The organism is Achromobacter sp. HZ34 (assembly GCF_002209485.1).
Taxonomy (GTDB): domain Bacteria; phylum Pseudomonadota; class Gammaproteobacteria; order Burkholderiales; family Burkholderiaceae_B; genus Bordetella_C.
Window position 1 is genome coordinate 145,073 of record NZ_NJIX01000004.1, and the last position, 15,868, is coordinate 160,940.

A 15,868-nucleotide genomic window follows, 5' to 3' on the forward strand; every position below is an offset into this window, starting at 1 on the left:
GGCTGCTGGGCCGGCGGCTGTCGCGATGGGGTGCCTACCGCCGCGTGGGATGCGGGGATTATATCGGCGTGGGCGGTGTAAGCGGCAGCATGGTTTCCTTCAGCCGCCGCAATACGAAGCTGGATTTGCTGTGGCGGATGCCGGGGATGCGATAGAGCTGCTCGCGCAGGAGCCTTTCGTAGTCACGGGTATCGCGTACCGCGATGCGGATGAAGTAGTCGTAGTCGCCAGAGACCAGGAAGGCTTCCAGCACTTCCGGGATCTGGGCCAGTGCGCGGCCGAATTCGTACAGCGTTTCTTCGCTGTGGCTTTCCAGGGTGACGTGGACGATGACGGTATCCATGAATCCCAGCGCCGCCGGATCGATATTGACGGTATAGCCGCGAATCACGCCGGCGGATTCCATGCGCTTGATGCGATTCCAGCATGGGGTGGACGACAGCCCCACCGCCGCGCCGATCTCATTCAAGCTCGCCCGCGCGTTGTCCTGCAAAGCCCTGAGTATGGCCAGATCGAATTTATCGAGATGCATGGGTTCTGGGGGGCAGCGATGCCCTGTAAGGGAGATTTTTCGTGGTTCAGGCTTAGTAAAGGGAAAATTTACTTCATCCAGTCTCTGAACCGAGAAAAACAAGATAAAAATTCCGTAAAAGTCCACGTACCATGTTTCACATGAATGCTCCGCTCCCCACCGCCGCCCTCGCCGCCGACACGCCCGCGTCCGACGCGTCCGCCCAATCGGCCCGCCCCATCCTCAAGGCCCGCGCCAAGCCGGCCGCGTCCGCCCCCGCGCCGGCCCAGGACGCCCTCCGTAACGGCGCCTGCATCCTGCTCGAAACCCTCATCGCCAATGGCGTGGATACCGTCTTCGGCTATCCCGGCGGCGCGGTGCTGCCCCTGTACGATGCCCTCTACAACGAACCGCGCCTGCGCCACGTGCTGGTGCGCCACGAACAGGCCGCCGTGCACGCGGCGGAAGGCTACGCGCGCACCACCGGCCGCACGGGCGTCGTGTTCGTGACGTCCGGTCCCGGCATGGCCAACACCACTTCCGGGCTGCTGGACGCCATGTGCGACTCCATCCCCGTGCTGTGCGTCAGCGGCCAGGTGGCCATTTCCGCCATCGGCACCGATGCCTTCCAGGAATGCGATGCCATCGGCATCTCGCGCCCCATCACCAAATGGAACACGCAGATCCGCGCCCTGGACCAGGTGGCCGATACGGTGGGCCGCGCCTTGTCCCTGACGCGCGAAGGCCGCCCGGGGCCTGTCCTGGTGGACTTCCCCAAGGATGTACAACTGGCCCTGCCGGCCGACCAGGACGACGCGCTGCCCGCCAGCGAGCGCCACGGCGTGGCGGCCCTGCGCGCACGCCGCCAGGCCAGCAAGGCGCCCCTGAAGCTGCCGCAGGCGGCGGTGCGCCGCGCCGCCGCGATGATCGCGCAGGCCCGCCGGCCGGTGTTCTACGGCGGCGGCGGCCTGATCAACGCGGGCCCGGAAGCTTGCGCCGCTTTCACCGACCTGGTGCGCCACACGGGCGCCCCCTGCACGCTGACGCTGATGGGCCTGGGCGCCTTCCCCGCATCGGATCCGCAATTCGTCGGCATGCTGGGCATGCATGGCACGCTGGAAGCCAACCTGGCCATGCACCACGCGGACCTCATCGTCTGCATCGGCGCCCGCTTCGACGACCGCATCACCGGCCGGCTGGCGGATTTCTGCCCCCATGCGCGCAAGATCCATATCGACATCGACCCGGCCTCAATCAACAAGGTCGTGCGCGTGGACGTGGCCATGGTGGGCGATTGCCTGCCCCTGGTGACGGCCCTGCGCGAGGAACTGGCGGCCGCCGTGCCGCCGGAGCAGCTGCATGCCTGGTGGCAACGCATCGACCGCTGGCGCGCCAAGGACTGCCTGCGCGTGACGCCACGCGCCGACGCCATCCTGCCCCAGCATCTGATGCAAAGCCTGCAAACGGCGTTGACGGGCCGTGACGCCATCGTGTCGACCGATGTCGGTCAGCACCAGATGTGGGCCGCGCAGTACCTGAAATTCGACTCGCCGCAGCGTTGGCTGACGTCGGGCGGTGCCGGCACCATGGGCTACGGCGTGCCCGCCGCCATCGGCGCGCAGATCGCCCATCCGGACCGCACGGTGGTGTGTGTCAGCGGCGACGCCTCGGTGCTGATGAACATCCAGGAGATGTCCACCGCCGTGCAGCACGACACGCCCGTCAAGGTGGTCCTGTGCAACAACGGCTATATGGGCATGGTGCGGCAGTGGCAGGAATTGATCCACGGCGGGCGCTACAGCCACAGCTACAACGAGTCGCTGCCGGACTTCGTCGCCTTGGCGCGCGCCTTTGGCTGGGAAGCCGAACGGGTGTCCGATCCGGCCGAGCTGGACGGGGCACTGGCACGCTGCCTGGCCAGCAAGCGTCCCTTCTTCCTGGACGTCTGCGTGGCCGAGCAGGAAAACTGCTTCCCCATGATGCCGGCCGGCCAGGGCCACCATCGCATGATGCTGGCCGAAGGCGTCTGGTACGAAGACGAATCCTGATCATCAACGGTCGATCCCTGGGGGCCAGGGCGCCCCGCATCACGTTCGATAATCTTCAATCATGCTTGATCGAAATCGTCTTCAGCACGGTGAAGCTGTATAGCGCTTCGAAGCCTTTCTCGCGGCCATGCCCGCTGGCCTTGACCCCGCCAAAGGGCAGCTCGATGCCGCCGCCCGCGCCGTAGTTATTGATGAAGACCTGGCCCGCCCGCACCTTGCGGGCGATACGAAACTGGCGCCCGCCGTCACGCGTCCACACGCTGGCCACCAGGCCGTAGTCGGTGCTGTTGGCAATGCGCACGGCGTCGGCTTCGTCCTCGAAGGGGATGGCCGCCAGCACCGGTCCGAACACTTCATCGCGCGCCAGCCGATGCGTCAGCGGCACGTCGCGCAGCAAGGTCGGCACCTGGTAGTAGCCCTGTTCCGGCGCGCCCAGTTCCAGGCTGCCCTGTGCCACCATCGAGATGCCGTCCTTGCGCGCGTCGGCCAGGAATTCCGCCACGCGCGACTGCTGCGACTTGCGTATCAACGGACCGCAGTCGAGGTCGCTGCCGGCGGGACCGGCGCGCAGGGCGGCAAAGGCATTGCCCAGGCGATCCAGCACTTTTTCATAGACACTGCGCTGGATCAGCAGGCGGCTGCCGGCCGAGCAGGTCTGTCCGGCGTTCTGCACGATGGCATTGATGGCGACCGGCAACAGCGCATCGATGTCGGCGTCCTCGAAGACGATCTGCGGCGACTTGCCGCCCAGCTCGGTGGTGACCGGCGTGTGATTGGCGGCCGCGGTCTGCGTGACCAGGATGCCGATGGTGGGCGAGCCGGTGAACGAGATGTGGTCGATGCCGGGATGGCGCACCAGCGCGTCGCCCGCCTCATGGCCGTAGCCGGTGACGATGTTGATGGCGCCGGGCGGAAAGCCCACGTCGGCGGCTAGCTGCGCGATGCGCAGCAAGGACAGGCACGCGTCTTCCGCCGGCTTCACCACGCAGGCATTGCCCGCCGCCAGGGCGCCACCGACGCTGCGGCCGAAAATCTGCAGGGGATAGTTCCACGGCACGATGTGGCCGGTGACGCCGTGCGGCTCGCGCAGGGTCAGCACGGTGTAGCCGTTCTGGTAAGGCAGCGTTTCGCCGTGCAGTTTGTCGGCGGCGCCGCCGTAGAACTCGAAGTAGCGGGCAATGGCGGTGACGTCGGCGCGCGCCTGCTTGGTGGGCTTGCCGCAATCGCGCGATTCCAGCGCGGCCAGTTCGTCGAAATGCTCCAGCACCTTGTTCGACAGCTTGAGCAGCAGGCGGCCGCGTTCGGCGGCGGTCAGCGCGCCCCAGGCGCCTTCATAGGCACGGCGCGCGGCTTGTACGGCACGGTCGATGTCAGCGGCGTTGCCGCGCGCGATGCTGTCGAATTCCTGGCCCGTGGAGGGATCCAGCACGGGGATGGCATCGCCCGAGGATGGGGCGGCGGGGCGATTGTCGATGTAGTGCTGCTGCATGGCCGCGGAATCTCCTGTGCGGTAGCTGGAGCCGTGCATGGGGCGCCAGCCGGGTTGTCTCTCTGGATATAGGAATCTTTATCGGCGCGGACGCGTGGACAGCAACCGGCCGTGGGCACAGTCTACGCCGCCCGCGGCGGGCAGACCAAATGAGCCCGCCAAAGCAACGAGCCCGCAACGGCAGCAAACCGTTGCGGGCTCGAGTCAGGCGCCGGAGGCCAGGATCAGGCCGTGGTCTTGCTCGGCGCGGCTTTCTTCGCCGCTGTCTTGGTCGCCTTCTTGGCGGCGGTCTTGGTAGCGGTCGTCTTGGAAGCTGTTTTGGAAGCCGTCTTCGTAGCCGTCTTCTTCGCTGCCGCTTTCTTCGCCGGCGCCTTGGCCGCTGCCTTCTTCGCCGCCGGTGCCGCCGCCGCGCCGCCCGCCGTCTTGCGTGCGGGCTTGTCGCCGCGCGGTTCGAATTCAAAGCCTATCTTGCCGTCCGGCTGGCGCACCAGGAAGGCCTTGAACTTGCGGTTGGTGCGGCTGGAAACAAAGCCATCGAGCAGGCCCGTGCGCCCTTCGTTGAGCAGCTTCTCCATCTGCTCGCGCGAGATCTCCTGTTGCAGGATGACCTTGCCCGAGCGGAAGTCGCAGCTCTTTTCCGGCCCCACGGATTTCTCGCACACGAAGCTCATGCCGTGCTCGAACACGCGCGACTGGCACTTCGGGCAAGGGCCCACGGGGGTCTGGCCGGAGAAGTCCACCGGCTCGTTGTCGTCCTCGTTGCTCTGGCCGAAATCGAACTCCAGCTTGTTCTCGCCGGTGATGCGCAGGATGGCGGCGAAGGGCCGGCCCATCTTGCTGATGAAGCCTTGCAGGGGACCGATTTCGCGCTTGGCCAGCAGCTCTTCCACTTCCGGCAGTTCGAACGTGCGGCCGCCCGGATGCTTGCTGATCGAGAAGTCGCAATTGGTGCAGGCGTAGCGCCGGTAGTTTTCCTTGACCACGTTGCCGCAGTTCGGGCAAGGCGTCTTCAAGGTGGCGTAATCGCCCGGGACCGTATCGCGCTCGTATTCCTTGGCGCGCTTGACGATCACCTGGGTCATCTGCGCGATCTCGCGCATGAAGGCGTCGCGTGCCAGGTCGCCCTGTTCGATCTGCTTGAGCTTGTGTTCCCATTCGCCGGTCAGTTCCGGCGAGGTCAGTTCGGAGACATCCAGGCCGGCCAGCAGCGTCATCAGCTGGCGCGCCTTCGCCGTGGGCACCAGGTCGCGGCCTTCACGGCGCAAATAGACTTCATTGAGCAGCCCTTCGATGATGGCCGCGCGCGTCGCCGGCGTGCCCAGGCCGCGCTCGGACATGGCCTCGCGCAGTTCCTCGTCCTCGACCAGCTTGCCCGCGCTTTCCATCGCCGACAGCAGCGTGCCTTCGTTGTAGCGCGCGGGCGGCTTGGTGCTCAGGCCCACGGCTTCGACGTCCTCGGTGCGGACGGCTTCGCCGTCCTGCACCGGCACCAGGTTGGCGTCCTCGTCCTGGGCATCCCTGCCGTACACCGCCAGCCAGCCCGGATTCACCAGCACCTTGCCGTCGGTGCGGAAGCGATGGCCCTGCACCTCGGTCATGCGCGTGGTCACGCGGTATTCCGCGGCGGGGAAGAAAACCGCCAGGAAGCGCTTGAGCACCAGGTCGTAGAGCTTGGCTTCGGCCTCGCTCAAGTCGCGCGGCACCTGCAGCGTCGGAATGATGGCAAAGTGGTCCGACACCTTCTTGTTGTCGAAGATGCGGCGATTGGGCTTGACCCAGTTCTGGTCGATGACCTTGGCGGCATGGCGCGACAGCGCGCCCGCGGGACCGCTGCCTGCTTCGGACAGGGTGCGCATGGTGTCGCGCACCGTGTTCAGGTAGTCCTCGGGCAGGTAGCGCGAATCCGTACGCGGATACGTCAAGGCCTTGTGCCGTTCGTACAGCGTCTGCGCCAGCGACAAGGTGGTCTTGGCGGAGAAGCCGAAGCGGCCGTTGGCTTCACGTTGCAGCGAGGTCAGGTCGTACAGGGCCGGCGACAGTTGCGAGGAAGGCTTGGATTCCTCGGTGACCGTGCCGGGCTGATCGCGGCAAGCCGCCACCACGCTTTGCGCGGCGGCCAGCGACCACAGGCGCGATTCACGTTTCTCGGGATCGCGCTCGTCCTTCTTGAAATCGGGATCGATCCAGCGGCCGTCGTACAGGCCGGCGGCGGCCACGAAGCTGGCCCGGACTTCCCAGTAGTCGCGCGGCACGAAGGCGCGGATGCGGTTCTCGCGCTCGTTCACGATGGCCAGCGTCGGCGTCTGCACCCGGCCCACCGGCGTTTTGAAAAATCCACCGTCCTTGCTGTTGAAGGCGGTCATGGCGCGGGTACCGTTGATGCCCACCAGCCAATCGGCCTCGGCGCGCGAGCGGGCAGCGGCCTCCAGCGGCTTCATCTGCACGTCGTCGCGCAGATTGGCGAAGGCATCACGGATGGCCTGCTGCGTCATCGACTGCAGCCACAGACGCTTGACGGGCTTGTTCACCCCCGCATACTGGATGATGTAACGAAAGATCAGTTCGCCTTCACGGCCCGCGTCACAGGCGTTGATGATGGCGTCGACGTCCTTGCGTTTGACCAGGCGGACCAGCAGCTTCAGGCGTTCGCTCGAACGCTTGTCGGCCGGCCCCAATTCGAATTGCGGCGGGATCACGGGCAGATGCGTGAAGCTCCACTTTCCCTTGACCGGATCGTTGGGCGCGACCAGTCCGAGCAAATGACCGATGCTGGAAGCGAGGACGTAACTTTCGCTTTCAAAGTATTCCCCCTCACGCGTAAAGCCTCCCAGGGCGCGTGATATATCCAGGGCAACCGAGGGCTTCTCGGCAATAATCAACGTTTTGCTCATGAGTATCCAATGGCGGCTGTCCGCCGCAGTAGCGCGGATGATAAGAGGGGAGATTCGCCACATGCAAGTCGCCGGCCCGTCGCAAGCAGGATCAGAACAGCATATCTGGCGCCGTTTCCTTGCCAGAACCACCCTGGCCCTGGGTCTGCTGCTACTGGCAAGCGCCGCATTATGCTGGGTTGCGGCGAACTGGCCTCTTTTTTCCAAGATACAACGGTTATCCAGTGTGCAGGGTTTGATGGTGGTCGTCGGCGTGTTGGCGATTGCACTTTATGCCCGTGGCGCCAGCGGATCGAACGCGGCGCATGGCCGTGCCGCGGTGCTGGGCCTGGCGACCGTGCTGCTGGGGGCTTTGCTGGCCCTCATCGGCCAAACCTACCAGACCGGCGCGGATAACTGGGAATTGTTCGCCGCCTGGGCCGTGCTGATGCTGCCCTGGGCGCTGGCCGCGCGCAGCCAGGGTTTGTGGCTGCTGTGGGCGCTGCTGGTCAATGCGGCCGTCGTCCTGCTGCTGGGCGAGCGGGTCCTGGCCTGGTGGGGCGCTTTCGACGGTCCGGGCTTTCCCAGCCTGCTGGTGGCTGCCTTGAACCTGGTGCTGCTGGGCCTGTGGGAGTTCAGCGCGCGGCGCTGGCAGGCGCGTACCGGCTTCGGACCGCGCGTGCTGGTCCTGCTGGCGGTGGGCGCCCTGGTGCTGGCCCTGGTCTTCGGCGGGGTCAGTGTCGACAATCTGGGCACCTGGACGGGGCTGGGCTGGGTGGTCGCGACCATCGGACTGACGGTCTTCTACGTGTGGACACGGCGCGACCTGGTTATTCTGGCCATGCTGGCGGCGGGCGTGATCTGCGTGTCGCTGCGCGTGGTGAGCGAGTGGCTGATCGACCTGGAGCCCGGCATCTGGGTGGTGCTGCCGCTGGCCGGCCTGCTGATGGGCGAAGCGGTGCTGGCGGCGCGCTGGCTGCGCCGCCTGGCCCTGACGACGCCGCCGTCAACGCCGCAGTCGACTCCTCAGTCGGCCCCGCAGTCGACGCCTCGGTTGCCTCCGCTTTCGGCCTCACCGCCGCCGCTCGCCACCGGGGCGATGGCCGATGCCGAACCCGCCGGCATTTCCGCCGGCGCGGAGGTCGAGCCGGCCTTGCCTGCCGGTGCCCCCACCGTGCAACTGGCGGCGGTACCGGCCGACCGCGGCGCCGCGCCCTGGTTCATCCAGGGCCTGCTGGGCCTGAGCGCATGGCTGGCCAGCCTGCTGCTGCTGGTGTTCCTGGGTGTCTCGGGCCTGATCGTCAGCGCGTCAGGCGCCCTGGTGACCGGCCTGGTGCTGTGCGCCATCGGCGTGGCCATGGTGCGCGCCGCGGAGGGCCCGTTCTGGCGCCAGTGCGCGACCGCCCTGGCCTTCAGCGGACAGATCCTGGTGATGGCCGGCCTGGCCGACGCCAATTCGCCGGCCGGCGCGGCGGTGTTCGTGCTGGCGCTGGCCATCGTGATCTACCTCTTCGGGCCGGATGCCATCCTGCGTTTTCTCAGCGGCCTGACGATGGTGGTGGCGGTCTACCTGCTCACCGCCTTCGCCATCGAGCGCAGCGATGCCTACGACACGCTGATCAACGCCGTGTTGCGCTGGATCGCCTTCGACGATTTGCGCGGCATTGCCTTGTGGCTGCCGGCCTCGCTGTTGACGGCGTGGGTGGCGGCGCTGGCATTTGTCGCCAATCCGCGCCTGCCGGCGCAGCGCCGTGATGCGCTGCTGCCGTTGGCCTGGGCGTTCGCGCTGGCGGCGCAGGCCAGCGTGGTGCTGGCGGCGGGTGTGCCCGTCTGGCAGCTGCCTGCGCTGTGGCAGACGCATGCGCCGTCGGTCCTGTACCTGATCCTGGTGGTGGTGCTGCCGGTGGCCGCCGCCATTGCCGTCCTGCACCCGCGGCGCCAGGTGCTGGGCCGTGGCGTGCGCTACGGCGTGCCGCTGGGCCTGGCGCTGCTGGCGGGCTTCTGGCTGTCCTGGCCGGGCGTGGCCTATGCCCTGGCCTGGCTGCTGCTGGGCTTCGGCCTGCGCCGCGCCCGCTTGTTCCACCTGGGCCAGATCGCGGTGCTGCTGTGCCTGGTTTTCTACTACTACCGCCTGGACACGCCGCTGTTGTACAAGGCCGCTTTGTTGGCCGGCGCGGGTGTCCTGCTGCTGTTGCTGCGCGTGGCCGTCTGGGCAGTGCCGCGCTTGCGGGGCACGGCGGAGCCACGGGCCGTGCGCCCGGCCCGGGCAGCGCCATGGCGCGCCGGCCTCATCGCCGCGGGTCTGTTGCTGTGCCTGGGCGCCGCCAATACGGCCATCTGGCAGCGTGAGCAACTGCTGGCCCATGGGCAGGTGGTGCGGCTGGAACTGGCGTCGCGCGATCCGCGCTCGCTGCTGCAGGGTGACTATATGGATCTGCGTTTCGTCGCCGCGCAAGCCGTCGGCACGCTGCAGGACAGCCTGCCGGCCGCCGCCGGTCCGCTGCACGCGCCCATCATCGATGCCTACCTGGTGCTCAAGCCGGACGAGCATGGCGTGGCCCAGCCCGTGCGCGTGCAGGCCGCGCCGCAGCCGCACGATGCCCAGGAAGTGGTGCTGCGCTACCGTTTGCGCGCCGGTGGCGTGCGCATCGTCACCAATGCCTATTTCTTCCCCGAAGGCCAGGGCGACCATTACGTGGGTGCCCGTTACGGCGAGCTGCGCGTGGACGACAACGGCACCGGCCTGCTGGTGAACCTGCTCGGCGAGGACTTCAAGCCGCTCTGAGCGGCCAGCGTGTTGCCCATGCGGCGCAGGCGTCGCGCAGGAAGGCCGCCGGGTCGGTGGCCTGCAATGCCGTGAAGCCCAGCGCCTGCCAGGCCTGGTTCAAGGTGACGATGGGCTGCGTCAGGTCCAGCGCGGGGGCGTGATTCTGCTTGGACAGCTTCAGGCCGCTGCGCGGATCCAGGATCAAGGGCACGTGCATGACGCGCGGCGGCGTCAGCCCCAGCATGCGCGCCAGCACGCGTTGGCGTGCCGTCGACGTCAGCAGGTCGGCACCGCGCACGACGTCGGTGACGCCCTGCGCGCCGTCATCCACCACCACCGCCAACTGATAGGCCCACAGGCCGTCGGCACGGCGCAGCACGAAGTCGCCCACGGCCCGTGCCACATCCTGGCGCTGTTGCCCCAGCCAGCGGTCTTCGAACACTTCGATGCCCGCCGGCACGCGCAAGCGCCACGCACGTGCCGCGCGTCCTGGCGGCAAGCCATGGCGGCAAGTGCCGGCATAGGGGCGTTCGCCCGTCTCGTCATCCTGCTGCGCCAGCCCGGTCAGTGCCGCCGCCGCATCGGCGATCTCGCGGCGCGTGCAGCCACAGCCGTAGATCAGGCCGCGCGCCGCCAGGTCGTCGAACGCGCGCTGGTAGACCGCATCGCGCGTGGATTGCCAGATCATCTCGCCATCCCAATGCAGGCCCAGCGCTTCCAGCTGTCCCATGATGATGCGGTCGGCGCCGGGCACGCTGCGCGGCTTGTCGACATCCTCGATACGCAGCAGCCATTTCCCTCCCGCCGCGCGCGCGTCCAGGTAGCTGGCCAGGGCCGCCACCAGCGAGCCGGCGTGCAGCGGGCCGCTGGGGCTGGGCGCGAAGCGGCCGACGTATGGGGCAACCTCGGGGGCAACCTCGGGGACAACCTCGGGAGCAACGTCAGGGCCAGTGGCAAGGCCGGCGTGGGTCATGGCAAGAGGCAAAACGTCATGGGGAGTAGGCCCACATTAGATCGCAAGCGCAGGGATGTTTATTGAAAAAATAATAAGCGGGGTTATTGGTTGCGCTCAGCGGGGATATAAAAAATCGCGGAAGAATATTGTTGCCAAAAAGCAAAACCGGCCCATCGGGCCGGCTTTCATCATCGAGGCGCAAGCCTCGGTGGGCAGTGCTTCAGTGCAGGCGTCGCACGTCGCCGTCGTCGTCCAGCAGCTCTTCGAGTACCAGGTTGTCGATGTCGGCTTCCTGGCTCCACAGCACCATCAAGGCAGTGATCTTGACCTTCGCCAGGGGGACGGGAGATTCAGGCGCGGCCAGCGCGCGGTCGATCACGATCTCACGCAAGGGCGCGGGCAGGACGCCGGCCGTTTCGAGAAACGTGATGAAACCGATGGCTTCGGTGCCCAATTGAAGATATTCGCTGTCGGTGTAGACGCGCGTACCGCCACTGGCCTGCGAGGCCAGATCGACGCAACGCTCGGTGGTCTCGGCCAGGCCGTAGAGCCAACCCAGGGCATCATCGATATCTTCGTGTTCGAAGCCTGCGGCTGCCAGGCGCTTGGCCAGGACATCTGCCGCGGGACAGGCTTGCGGCGTGTAGTAATTTTCGAAAAGGTAGACCAGGATATCGAACATATTGCGCCGTCTTCAGTCGTTATTTGCCCAGTCGGCCCGCTTATCGGCAAACCAGCAAACGTAAATTCACTTTACGCTTATTCATGTTGTGGGGCAACCGCAGGTGCGACGGGACAACAAACGAATAAGCAGGTATTACTTACCTTATCAGCCGTTTTGCGACTTTTTCAGACAAAAGTCAGAAAATTGATTGTATTAGCAATAACACATTGCACATTGACAAAGGAGCGCACGTTGGAGAACACCGACATCGATATCCAGGGCACCGGTCTGCCGGCCTTGACCCTGCCGCCGCCCGCCAAGCCCGGCATGACGCTGGCGGAAGTGGATACGCCCGCGCTGGTGCTGGATCTGGATATCTTCGAAAGCAATCTGCGCATCATGCAGGACTGGGCGCGGCACCATGACATCGCCCTGCGGCCGCATGCCAAGGCGCACAAGTGCCCGGAAGTTTCGCTGCGCCAGATCGCCCTGGGCGCGCGCGGCGTGTGCGTGCAGAAGGTCAGTGAAGCGCTGCCGTTCGTGGCCGCCGGCATCGCCGATATCCATATCAGCAACGAGGTCGTCGGCGAGTCCAAGCTGGCGCTGCTGGCCCAGCTGGCCCGCCGCGCCCGCGTCAGTGTTTGCGTCGACAACGCGGCCAACGTCGCGGCCCTGTCGCGCGCGGTGGCGGCGCTGGATGCCCGTGTCGACGTGCTGGTGGAGATCGACGTGGGCCAGGGCCGCTGCGGCGTAGCGTCGCCGACGGCGGCGCTGGAGCTGGCGCGCCGCGTGGAAAGCCTGCCCGGCCTGCGCTTCGCCGGCATCCAGGCCTATCACGGCTCCCTGCAACATCGCCGCGGCCATGCCGAACGGGCCCAGGCCTGCCTGGAATCGGCGGCGCGCGCGCGCCAGTGTGCCGAGGTCCTGCATGAGCACGGCTATGCCTGCCCCATCATTACCGGCGGCGGCACTGGTAGCGCGGAATTCGACGGGCCTGGCGACGTGTATACGGAATTGCAGGCCGGCAGCTATGCCTTCATGGACGGCGACTACGGTGCCAACGAATGGGCCGGTGAATTGAAATTCGGCAACAGCCTGTTCCTGCTCGGCACGGTGATGAGCGTGCCGACGGCGGACCGCGTGGTATTGGATGTGGGACTGAAATCCACCACGGTCGAATGCGGCCTGCCCAAGGTGTATGAGCGCGACAATCTTCTGTATGTCGCCGCCAACGACGAGCACGGCGTCGTGCGCGTGGCCGCCGGCACCGCCGCGCCCGCCCTGGGCGAGAAGCTGCGCCTGGTGCCGTCGCACGTGGATCCCACGTTCAATCTGCACAGCGACCTGGTGGTGCTGCGCGGCGGCGTCGTGGAAGGGGTATGGCCCATCGCTGCGCGCGGGCTCAGCCGCTGAGCCATTGCGCTCAGTGCGCCATTCCCAGGAATTGCTGCAGTTCCGCCGTGCGCGGGTTGCCGAACACCTCGTCCGGCGGCCCGCTCTCGTGCACCTTGCCCTCGTGCATGAACACCACGCGATCGCAGACTTCGCGGGCAAAGCGCATCTCATGCGTCACCATCAGCAGCGTCATGCCATCGGCAGCCAGGCCGCGCACCACCGCCAGTACTTCATTGACCAGTTCCGGGTCCAGCGCGGAGGTGATCTCGTCGCACAGCAGGGCGATGGGCTGCATGGCCAGTGCGCGGGCAATGGCCACGCGCTGCTGCTGGCCGCCCGACAGCTGATCCGGCCACGCATCGAACTTGTGGCCCAGGCCCACCCGTTCCAGCATGGTGCGCGCCAGCACTTCCGCTTCGGCCTCGGGCAGCTTGCGAGTGACCATGGGCGACAGCATGACGTTGCGGCCGGCCGTCAGGTGCGGGAACAGATTGAACTGCTGGAAGATCATGCCGACCTTCAGCCGCAGCGCGCGCAGGTGCAGGTCGTCCGGCACCAGCTTGGCCTCGGCCACCATGATGGCGCCGCTATCCAGCGTCTCCAGGCCGTTGATGCAGCGTAGCAGCGTGCTCTTGCCGGAGCCGCTCTTGCCGATGATGGCGATGACCTCGCCCGGCTCGACCCGCAGGGTGACACCCTTCAGCACTTCATTCGCGCCAAAGCGCTTGCGGATGTCTTCAATGGCGATGAGGGGCATTGAGCTTCCTTTCCAGGCGCAGGCTGGCGCGTGACAGCGGCCAGCACAGGACAAAATAGATCAGCGCAGCCACGCCATACACCGTGAACGGATTGAATGTCGCATTGGTGATGATGGTGCTGGCTTTGGACAATTCGGTGAAGCCGATGATGGACGTCAGCGCCGTACTCTTGACGATCTGCACGGCGAAGCCCACCGTTGGCGCCACCGCGACGCGTAGCGCCTGGGGCAGCACGACGTAACGCATCTGCTGGAAGTAGCCCATGGCCAGGCTGGCCGAGGCTTCCCACTGCCCGCGATTGATCGATTCGACGCAGCCGCGCCAGATCTCCGCCAGGAATGCGGCCGACCACAGCGCCAGCGCGGCGCCGGCCGCAAGCCAGGCCGGTACATCGATTCCCGCCAGGGACAGGCCGAAGAACATCAGGAACAGCTGCATCAGCAGCGGCGTGCCCTGGAACAGCTCGATGAAGACCCACGCGACGCGGCGCGGCCAGCGCCGTCTGGATACCCGCATCAGCAGCATCAGCAAGCCGATCAGGGTGCCGGAGACAAAGGTGACCAGGGCCAGCAGCACGGTCCAGCGCGCTGCCAGCAGCAGGTTGCGCACGATGTCCCACAGGGTGAATTCCATCATCGCGACGCCCTCCTGAACAGGCGTTGGCCGACCAGGCGCAGCAACTGGCGCAATACGATGGCCAGCAGCAGGTAGATCACCGTCGTGACGATGTACACCTCGAATGCGCGGAAGTTGCGCGACTGAATGAAGTTGGCCGCGAAGGACAGGTCCTCGGCGGCGATCTGCGAACACACCGCCGAGCCCAGCATCACGATCACGATCTGCGAAGACAGGGCCGGCCAGATGCGCGCCAGCGCCGGCTTGAGCACGATGTAGCGGAACACCTCCAGGCGGGTCATGGCCAGGCTGGCGCCCGCCTCGTATTGGCCACGTGGCGTGGCCGCGATGCCGGCACGGATGATCTCGGCGCTGTAGGCGCCCAGGTTCACGGCCATCGCCAGGCAGGCGGCCTGCATCTCACCCAGTTGCAAGCCAAGCGCCGGCAGGCCGAAGAAGATGAAGAACAACTGGATCAGGAAAGGCGTGTTGCGGATCAGTTCGACATAGGCGGTGACGAAAGGCCGCAGCCCGCGCGGTCCTTCCGTACGGGCCCAGGCCGCGGCGATGCCGATGGCTACCCCCGCCACCGCGCCGAAGGCGATCAGTTCGACCGTGATACCCAGGCCCTTGACGAGCACGGGCGTGTAGTCGGCGATAGACGAGAAGTCGAATCGATAGGCCATGAGCGCGACTGGCCTCAGAGGCCGGCGGGAAGGTCGCTACCGAGCCACTTCCTGGAAATGGTGTTCAGCGATCCATCCTTCTTGGCGTCGGCGAGGATGGCGTTGACCTTGGCCTGCAGCGCCGATTCGCCCTGGTTCAGGCCGATGAAGCAGGGCGAGTCCTTGATCAGGAATTTGGTCTCGGGCTTCTTGGGCGGATTCCTGGCCAGGATGGCGGCGGCCACGACGTTGCCGGTGGCGATCAATTGCACCTGGTTGGAAAGGAAGGCGCTGATGGTGCCATTGTTGTCTTCGTAGCGCTTGATGGTGGCGTCGGCGGGCGCGACCTTGCTCAGCTCGATGTCTTCCACCGCGCCGCGGGTCACGCCTATGGTCTTGCCCGACAGGTCCGCGGCCTTGGCGGCCTTGATGCTGGCCGGGCCGAAGACGCCGTTGAAGAAGGGGGCGTAGGCGTCGGTGAAGGCGATGACTTTCTCGCGCTCCGCGTTCTTGCCCATGCTGGAGATCACCAGGTCGACCTTGTTGGTCTGCAGGTAGGCGATGCGATTGGCGCTGGTTACCGGCACCAGTTCGACCGTCACGCCCAGCCGGCTGGCGATCAGCTTGGCGGTGTCGATGTCGTAGCCGACCGGCTTGAGGTCGGCTCCCACCGACCCGAAAGGCGGGAAGTCCTGTGGCACGGCAACGCGCAGGCTGCCGTTCTTCATGATGTTGGCCAGGGCATCGGCGTGAGCGGCCGGGGCGCCGGCCAGGGTGGTGGCGGCGCACAGCGCGAGCAGCAGTTGACGACGATTCATGCAAGACTCCCTACGGGGTAAGAAGGTGGACAGGGTTGCACACCATATCGGTATACAAAACTCTCAATGCAAGATCTGTGCCATGTCGTCGCGAGGGTTCATCGCCGCCGCGCTGCCCCCTCGGCGCGGGCTCGGCGGTGTTTATTCCTTGCGGCGCGGACCTGCGGGGGAGACGCCCGCGCCACGGTGGCGCATGCCTGCGCACCACGGTGGTGTGCGGCGCACCTTTGTGGTGCCGCAGGTGGTGCCGAGCGCTGATGCCGCCGTTTGTGCCACGGTCGGTGCCGCGGATGACGCCACGAGCAGGGACGCG

Annotated in this window: 12 protein-coding genes; 3 read left to right on the top strand and 9 right to left on the bottom strand. The window is 66.4% G+C overall.

Annotation, left to right across the window (positions count from 1 at the left end):
* Nucleotides 1–58 precede the first annotated feature (58 nt).
* On the bottom strand, nt 59–532 hold the full coding sequence (locus tag CEY05_RS17180) for an Lrp/AsnC family transcriptional regulator (protein WP_088596731.1): 474 nt from the start codon (nt 530–532) through the stop codon (nt 59–61).
* 140 nt (nt 533–672) lie between these two features.
* On the opposite strand from CEY05_RS17180, the gene ilvB reads away from it, so the two are divergent.
* Nucleotides 673–2,559 carry a biosynthetic-type acetolactate synthase large subunit gene (ilvB, locus tag CEY05_RS17185; protein WP_198952815.1) on the top strand — a complete coding sequence of 629 codons (1,887 nt, stop codon included), beginning with the start codon at nt 673–675 and terminating at the stop codon, nt 2,557–2,559.
* A gap of 55 nt (nt 2,560–2,614) precedes the next feature.
* Here the strand turns inward: ilvB and CEY05_RS17190 are convergent, their stop codons facing one another.
* Nucleotides 2,615–4,048, bottom strand: a complete 1,434-nt coding sequence (locus CEY05_RS17190; protein ID WP_088596732.1) for an aldehyde dehydrogenase family protein — start codon at nt 4,046–4,048, stop codon at nt 2,615–2,617.
* Nucleotides 4,049–4,272: 224 nt separating this feature from the next.
* The gene (locus CEY05_RS17195) at nt 4,273–6,939 is read right to left on the bottom strand and encodes a DNA topoisomerase III (RefSeq protein WP_088596733.1); all 2,667 of its coding nucleotides are present in this window, start codon (nt 6,937–6,939) and stop codon (nt 4,273–4,275) included.
* A gap of 61 nt (nt 6,940–7,000) precedes the next feature.
* On the opposite strand from CEY05_RS17195, the gene CEY05_RS17200 reads away from it, so the two are divergent.
* Nucleotides 7,001–9,703, top strand: a complete 2,703-nt coding sequence (locus CEY05_RS17200) for a GDYXXLXY domain-containing protein (protein ID WP_088596734.1) — start codon at nt 7,001–7,003, stop codon at nt 9,701–9,703.
* Here the strand turns inward: CEY05_RS17200 and gluQRS are convergent.
* Nucleotides 9,690–10,658, bottom strand: coding sequence for a tRNA glutamyl-Q(34) synthetase GluQRS (gluQRS, locus tag CEY05_RS17205; RefSeq protein ID WP_088596735.1), 969 nt, complete (start codon nt 10,656–10,658; stop codon nt 9,690–9,692). The genes CEY05_RS17200 and gluQRS overlap by 14 nt on opposite strands.
* A 202-nt stretch (nt 10,659–10,860) precedes the next feature.
* Nucleotides 10,861–11,322, bottom strand: a complete 462-nt coding sequence (locus CEY05_RS17210) for a DUF494 family protein (RefSeq protein WP_088596736.1) — start codon at nt 11,320–11,322, stop codon at nt 10,861–10,863.
* 309 nt (nt 11,323–11,631) lie between these two features.
* Here CEY05_RS17210 and CEY05_RS17215 point away from each other — a divergent pair, with 309 nt between their 5' ends.
* Complete coding sequence (locus tag CEY05_RS17215; protein ID WP_088597624.1) at nt 11,632–12,717, top strand: DSD1 family PLP-dependent enzyme; 1,086 nt, start codon at nt 11,632–11,634, stop codon at nt 12,715–12,717.
* 10 nt (nt 12,718–12,727) lie between these two features.
* On the opposite strand, the gene CEY05_RS17220 is transcribed toward CEY05_RS17215, so the two are convergent.
* The 4 genes from CEY05_RS17220 to CEY05_RS17235 are packed head-to-tail and all read right to left on the bottom strand — an operon-like array spanning nt 12,728 to nt 15,555.
* On the bottom strand, nt 12,728–13,456 hold the full coding sequence (locus CEY05_RS17220) for an amino acid ABC transporter ATP-binding protein (protein ID WP_088596737.1): 729 nt from the start codon (nt 13,454–13,456) through the stop codon (nt 12,728–12,730).
* Nucleotides 13,437–14,093: an amino acid ABC transporter permease gene (locus CEY05_RS17225; protein WP_088596738.1), complete on the bottom strand. Its 657-nt coding sequence runs from the start codon at nt 14,091–14,093 to the stop codon at nt 13,437–13,439. Before CEY05_RS17225 ends, CEY05_RS17220 begins: the two co-directional genes overlap by 20 nt.
* Entirely contained in the window at nt 14,090–14,758 is a 669-nt protein-coding gene (locus tag CEY05_RS17230) for an amino acid ABC transporter permease (RefSeq protein WP_088596739.1), read from the bottom strand. The genes CEY05_RS17225 and CEY05_RS17230 overlap by 4 nt, the downstream gene beginning before the upstream one ends.
* A 14-nt stretch (nt 14,759–14,772) precedes the next feature.
* On the bottom strand, nt 14,773–15,555 hold the full coding sequence (locus CEY05_RS17235) for a transporter substrate-binding domain-containing protein (protein ID WP_088596740.1): 783 nt from the start codon (nt 15,553–15,555) through the stop codon (nt 14,773–14,775).
* Between the last annotated feature and the right edge of the window lie 313 nt (nt 15,556–15,868).